The following is a 5,738-nucleotide window of genomic DNA, read 5'->3' as shown; positions in this document are numbered from 1 at the left end:
GTCGATGAGCGCGTTGAGGACCCGCTTGCCGTGGAAGTCGTACCGCACCAGCAGCAGCGCGGCGACGACGCCGAAGACGGTGTTGGCCAGCACCGCCCAGAACGCGATCACGGCGGTGAGCTGGAACGCGTGGATGGTGGCCTGGGTCGTGAGGCCGTCGATGACCGGGCCGATGCCGTTCTCGAACGTGCGCCAGAAGATCAGCGCGACCGGGATGACGAGCAGGAACGTCAGGTAGAGCAGCGCCAGGCCGCGAACGGCAGGCTTGACCAGGACGCCGGGGCTAGCCACGGCGGGCTCCCCAGCGCTGGAGCACGTCCAGCGCGACGAGCATCACGAGCGCGACGACGAGCAGGACCGTCGCGACCGCGGCGGCGCCGGCCACGTTGTCGTTCTCCAGCTGGTTGAAGATGTGCACCGATGCCACCTGGGTCTTGAAAGGGAGGTTGCCCGAGATCAGCACGGTGGACCCGAACTCGCTGACCGCCCGGGCGAACGAGAGCGCGGTGCCGGCGGCCATCGCCGGCAGGATGTTCGGCAGGATGATCCGGAAAAAGATCGTGGCCGGGCCGGCGCCGAGCGATGCCGCTGCCTGCTCCATCTCCCGATCCAGCTCGAGCAGGACGGGCTGCACCGTCCGCACGACGAAGGGCAGCGTGACGAAGAGCAGCGCGACCACGACCGCCAACCGGGAGTAGGCGATGTCGAGCCCGAGCGGGCTGTCCGTCCCGTAGACGGTGAGCAGGGCGAGACCGGCCACGATCGTCGGCAGTGCGAACGGCAGGTCGATGAGCGCGTCGAAGAAGCCCCGGCCCGGTAGCCGGTCCCGTACCAGGAGCCAGGCGATCATCGTGCCCATCAGGCAGTTGATCACCGCGACCAGGAACGACGCACCGATCGTGAGCTTCAGGGTCGAGGACGCCTCGGGGGTCGTGACAGCCTTCCAGAACCCGGCCAGGCCGTTCTCCTGACTCGTGGCGACCACGGCCGCCAGGGGGATCAGGACGATGACGCTGAGGTACAGGACGACGAAGCCGAGGCCGATCGCCTGGCCCTTGCCGTGCAGCGGCCGGCGTCGTGGCGCGGTCGGTGGCGCCGGCGTGGCCCCGGGAAGGAGGCTCACGCCGGCGTCGGTCCGGGAGGCTGTCGTGGTCAAGAAGTCGTCACTTCTCCGTCGAGACGCCGAGGTTGCGCTCGATCTCGGTGACCACGCCGTTCTCCTCGTCGAAGAAGGTCGCGAGCACCTCGTCCCAGCCGCCGAGGTCGGCGATGGTGAACAGGCCGGCCGGCTCCGGGAAGTCCTGGCCCGCCGTGTCGGCACCGTCGAGCACCGGCCGGTAGCCGTTCTCCGCGAAGATCTTCTGCGCCTCCTCGCCCCGGACGAAGTCCAGGAACGCCTTGGCCTCCTTCGGGTGCTTGGTGGTGCTGGTGACGGCGGCGGGGTTCTCGATCAGGATCGTCGAGTCCGGCACCACGTAGTCGAGGTCCTCACCGTTCTGCTGGGCGAAGATCGCCTCGTTCTCGTAGGAGATGAGCACGTCGCCCTTGCCGCCCGAGAAGGTCTGCAGCGAGGCCCGCGCGCTCTCGTCCTGCACCGGCACGTTGGCCAGCAGGTCGGCGAGGTACTGCTCGCCGTCGGCCTCGGACTTGCCGTCCTCGAGCTGCGCGCCGTAGCCGGCCATCAGGTTCCAGCGGGCACCGCCGGAGGAGAACGGGTTGGGCGTGATGACCTCGACACCCTTCTTCGTCAGGTCGTCCCAGCCCTGGACGCCCTCCGGGTTGCCCTTGCGGGTCACCAGGGCGACCACCGAGTTGGTGATGACGCCCTTGTTCTCGTCGGAGCTCCACGACGCGTCGACCATGCCGGCGTCGACCAGCCGGGTCATGTCGGGCTCGAGCGAGAACATGACGAAGTCGGCCGGCAGCCCGGCCTCGACGGCCCGGCTCTGGTCGCCGGAGGCGCCGTAGGACTGCTCGAACTTCACGTCCTGCCCGGCCTCGGTCTCTTGGAAGGCCGCGATGATCTTCTCGTACGCCGCCTGGGGAGTCGAGTAGGCGACGAGGGAGAGGGTGACCTCCTCGCCACCGTTGCCCGCGGCCGAGCCGTCGTCGGTCGAGGCCTCGGTGCTGGCGCACGCGGCGAGGGTCAGGGTGAGCAGTGCGGTGGCCATTCCGGCCGCGACTCGCCGTGGAGCCTTAAACAGCATGGGAAAACCTTTCTCCATCGAGAAACTTGTATTCAGACTCTAAGCAACGATCGGCGGATGTCCAAAATGTCCCGGCGCGTCGGATGAGACGGACGGCTGGCCGGGTCCCCTCCGGAGACGGAGGGCGGGAGAAAGTGAGCTAGTCGGCGTGCTGGGCCGGGACGGTGCCCAGCCGGCCGGCCTGGAAGTCCTCGAAGGCCTGCCGCAGCTCGGCCTCGGTGTTCATGACGAAGGGGCCGTACCACGCGACCGGCTCGCGGATCGGCGCCCCGCCGAGCACGAGCACGTCCAGCGCCGGCGTGTGCGAGTCCTGCGCGTCGTCGGCCAGCACGGAGAGCACGTCTCCGCTGCCGAGCACCGCGAGCTGCCCGCTGCGCAGAGGCCGCCGCTCGGTGGCGACCGAGCCGGCGCCGCCGAGGGAGTAGACCAGCGCGTTGAAGTCCGGCCGCCAGGGGAGGGTCAGCCGGGCGCCGGCCGAGACGGTGGCGTGGATCAAGGTGATCGGCGTGTACGTCGACCCGGGACCGTCGGACCCCTCGACCCCGGGGAGCGACCCGGCGATGACCCGCACCAGCGCGCCGCCGTCGTGCGACGAGAGCAGGCCGACCTTGGCCCCGCGGATGTCCTGGTAGCGCGGCGCCGCCATCTTGAGCTCGCGCGGCAGGTTGACCCACAGCTGGAAGCCGTGGAACAGACCGCCGCTGACGACCAGGTGCTCGGGCGGGGTCTCGATGTGCAGGATGCCGCTGCCGGCGGTCATCCACTGGGTGTCGCCGTTGGTGATCAGCCCGCCGCCGCCGTTGGAGTCCTGGTGGGCCATCTCGCCGTCGATCATGTAGGTGACGGTCTCGAAGCCGCGGTGCGGGTGCCACGGCGTGCCCTTGGGCTCGCCGGGCGCGTAGTCGACCTCGCCCATCTGGTCCAGGTGCACGAACGGGTCCAGCTGCTCCGGCGGCACGCCGGCGAACGCCCGCCGGACCGGGAACCCCTCGCCCTCGAAGCCGCGCGGCGCCGTCGTCACCGAGGTGACCGTGCGCTCGAGGGAGTCCAGCGCGGGGGCAGGGACCCGGGGGAGGGCGAGGACGTCGTCGACCGTCACGGCTGGCATGCCTGCGGAACGCCCCGGTGCCGGACGCGATTCCCGGCCCGGTCGCGACCCGTGAGAGCGTGGCCGCGATGGTCGGGTCCGAGATCGCCGGTGTCGTGCTGGCAGCCGGCGAGGGGCGCCGGCTCCGGCCGCTGAGCGACGTACGTCCCAAGGCGCTGTGCACCGTCGCCACCCGCCCGCTCCTCGAGTGGGCGGTCGAGCGCCTTCGGCCGTACGTCGCGCAGGTCGCCGTGAACGCGCACGCCCAGCTGGACGTGATGCGCGCCTGGCTGGACACCCGCGACCTGCACGTCTCCGCCGAGCCGGGCGAGGCGCGGGGGACGGCCGGGGCGCTGGGCCTGCTCCACGACTGGCTCGACGGACGACCGGTGCTGGTGACCAATGCCGACGCGTGGTACCCGCCGGAGATGGCACCGGCCATCCGCGACCTGGTCGCCGGCTGGGACGGCGAGCGGCCACGGCTGCTGTGCACTCGCCCCGACCAGCCGGACCCGGCGGTGCTCGGCGGGCTGCGCTACGTCGGGATCTGCCTGCTCCCTTGGTGGTCGGTGCGTGACCTCTCGCCGGAGCCGGCCGGGCTCTACGAGGTGTCCTGGCGCGACCTGCACGCGCACGGGCGGCTCGACCTGGTGGTGACCGACCTGCCGGCCGTGGACTGCGGCACCCCGGCCGACTACCTGCGGGCCAACCTGCTGGCGTCCGGCGGCGCCTCGGTCGTGGAGCCCGGTGCGGAGGTCGAGGGGCGGCTGGAGCGCAGCGTGGTCTGGGCGGGAGAGCGGGTGCGCCCCGACGAGGTGCTGGTCGAGGCCGTGCGGGGCGCCGGGACCACGCTGCACCCGTTCCGGCGCGAGGTCGCCCGGTGAATGACAGCGGTGTGATTCACCCGTACGATGGCGCCGACGAGCCGGGGCGTCCCGCCCTGGCGCCGGCACCGGTATCCGCACCGCCAGCGAGGAGCGACATGGGCACGAGCGACGCCGCCGACGCCTTCCGCCCCGCCGACGCGGGGGCCGCGTCCCGGCTGTCCGCCCGCGACCAGGAGATCCTCGCCTTCGAGCGGCAGTGGTGGAAGTACGCCGGGGCCAAGGAGCAAGCGATCCGCGAGCTCTTCGACATGTCGGCCACCCGCTACTACCAGGTGCTCAACGCGCTGATCGACCGACCCGAGGCGCTGGCCACCGACCCGATGCTGGTCAAGCGCCTGCGCCGGCTGCGCTCGGCGCGCCAGCGGGCCCGTTCGGCCCGCCGCCTCGGCATCGAGGTCTGACCGGTTGCGCCCGGTTCGCTACCCTCTGCACCGATGAGCCACGGACCTGACACCGGCCCGGCCCGGGTGCGCCGGGGCGCCCACCGCACCCGGCGCACCCTGGTGAACGCGCTGATGCCGTCGGTGCTCGCGGTCGCCGCGGTCAGCGCCCTGGTCACCTCGCTCGCCGTGTGGCAGGGCGACCGCACCGATGGCCCGCGGACCGACACGGCGGCCGCCGCCACCGCGTCGGCACCGACCTCGGCACCGCCGGTCACGACATCGCCCGCCTCCTCAGCTGCGACCCCGACCGGGACGTCCTCGGCCACCACGAGGGCGCAGAGCGCCGTCGAAGGCACCAAGGCGGAGCGGACGCCGGCGGCCGAGATGACGCGGACCGCCGACACCGGCGACACCGGCGACACCGGCGACAATGCCGGTGCGGTCGACCGGTCGACCGTCGAGGTCGTGGTGCTCAACCAGACCTCGCGGCCGGGGCTCGCCGCGTCGGTGGCCGCCCACCTGCGGTCCGCCGGCTGGGACGTGCCGGCCGTCGGCAACTTCCGCGGCACCGTCCCGGCGACCACGGTCTACTACCCGGCCGGCGGCGAGACGGTCGCATTCGCCGTCGCCGGCGACCTGCGCGCCACCCCGCGCACGCTGCCGCGGTTCGGCAACCTGTCGACGACCCGCTTCACCGTGGTCGTGACCGACTCCTACCAAGGATGACGGCGGTCGACGGCAGTTGAGCGGACCGACCCGGTGAGCCTCCCGAAGCCCGCCACCTCCGCCGGGCGCGACGGTCTGCGCGCCCTGCTCGCCGACCCGGCCGACGCCCTCGTGGCCCTCGACTTCGACGGCACGCTGTCACCGATCGTCCCCGACCCCGACGACGCCCGGGCGCACCCGGACGTGCCTCCGGTGCTGGAACGGCTGGCGGGGCGCGGCGTGCGGGTTGCCGTCGTCACCGGCCGCCCCGCGCAGCTGGCGGTGGACCGCGGCGGCCTGGCGGGGGTCCCCGGCCTGGTCGTGCTCGGGCACTACGGGCTGGAGCGCTGGGAGGGCGGCACGGTGACCGCGCCGGACGTGGCCGCCGGCGTCGCCGTCGCCCGCGACCGGCTGCCCGGGCTGCTGCGAGAGCTGGGGGCGCCCGAGGGCACCTCGGTCGAGGACAAGG

8 protein-coding genes are annotated in these 5,738 nt (G+C 72.6%); 4 read left to right on the top strand and 4 right to left on the bottom strand.

Annotation, left to right across the window (positions count from 1 at the left end):
- From VK640_07290 to VK640_07275, 4 genes are all read right to left on the bottom strand, one after another.
- Positions 1-291 (bottom strand): sulfate ABC transporter (locus VK640_07290; GenBank protein HTE72987.1); only part of this gene is annotated, 291 nt, incomplete at its 3' end.
- Positions 284-1,123, bottom strand: coding sequence for a sulfate ABC transporter permease subunit CysT (gene cysT, locus VK640_07285; GenBank protein ID HTE72986.1), 840 nt, complete (start codon positions 1,121-1,123; stop codon positions 284-286). The genes VK640_07290 and cysT, both read right to left, overlap by 8 nt.
- Positions 1,124-1,163: 40 nt before the next feature.
- Entirely contained in the window at positions 1,164-2,171 is a 1,008-nt protein-coding gene (locus VK640_07280; protein ID HTE72985.1) for a sulfate ABC transporter substrate-binding protein, read from the bottom strand.
- Between the two features lie 175 nt (positions 2,172-2,346).
- A complete protein-coding gene (locus tag VK640_07275) occupies positions 2,347-3,315 on the bottom strand; it encodes a pirin family protein (protein ID HTE72984.1) in 969 nt (322 codons plus the stop codon).
- 17 nt (positions 3,316-3,332) lie between these two features.
- Between VK640_07275 and VK640_07270 the strand changes: the two genes are divergently transcribed.
- The 4 genes from VK640_07270 to VK640_07255 form a co-directional block, all read left to right on the top strand.
- Positions 3,333-4,178: an NTP transferase domain-containing protein gene (locus VK640_07270; protein ID HTE72983.1), complete on the top strand. Its 846-nt coding sequence runs from the start codon at positions 3,333-3,335 to the stop codon at positions 4,176-4,178.
- Positions 4,179-4,276: 98 nt separating this feature from the next.
- Positions 4,277-4,582: a DUF3263 domain-containing protein gene (locus tag VK640_07265; protein ID HTE72982.1), complete on the top strand. Its 306-nt coding sequence runs from the start codon at positions 4,277-4,279 to the stop codon at positions 4,580-4,582.
- 33 nt (positions 4,583-4,615) lie between these two features.
- Positions 4,616-5,290, top strand: a complete 675-nt coding sequence (locus VK640_07260; protein ID HTE72981.1) for a LytR C-terminal domain-containing protein — start codon at positions 4,616-4,618, stop codon at positions 5,288-5,290.
- Positions 5,291-5,323: 33 nt separating this feature from the next.
- Positions 5,324-5,738, top strand: a 415-nt coding sequence (locus VK640_07255; GenBank protein HTE72980.1) for a trehalose-phosphatase, incomplete at its 3' end; no start/stop codon positions are given.

This window comes from Actinomycetes bacterium (assembly GCA_035489715.1).
GTDB lineage: Bacteria > Actinomycetota > Actinomycetes > JACCUZ01 > JACCUZ01 > DATHAP01.
This window is presented reverse-complemented; position numbering and strand designations above follow the sequence as displayed.

Excerpts from the sequence above, each read along its gene's own strand:
- VK640_07265 (HTE72982.1), top strand. The coding sequence starts at position 4,277 with ATGGGCACGAGCGACGCCGCCGACGCCTTCCGCCCCGCCGACGCGGGG.
- VK640_07260 (HTE72981.1), top strand. The coding sequence starts at position 4,616 with ATGAGCCACGGACCTGACACCGGCCCGGCCCGGGTGCGCCGGGGCGCC.
- VK640_07275 (HTE72984.1), bottom strand. The coding sequence starts at position 3,315 with ATGCCAGCCGTGACGGTCGACGACGTCCTCGCCCTCCCCCGGGTCCCT.
- VK640_07280 (HTE72985.1), bottom strand. The coding sequence starts at position 2,171 with ATGGCCACCGCACTGCTCACCCTGACCCTCGCCGCGTGCGCCAGCACC.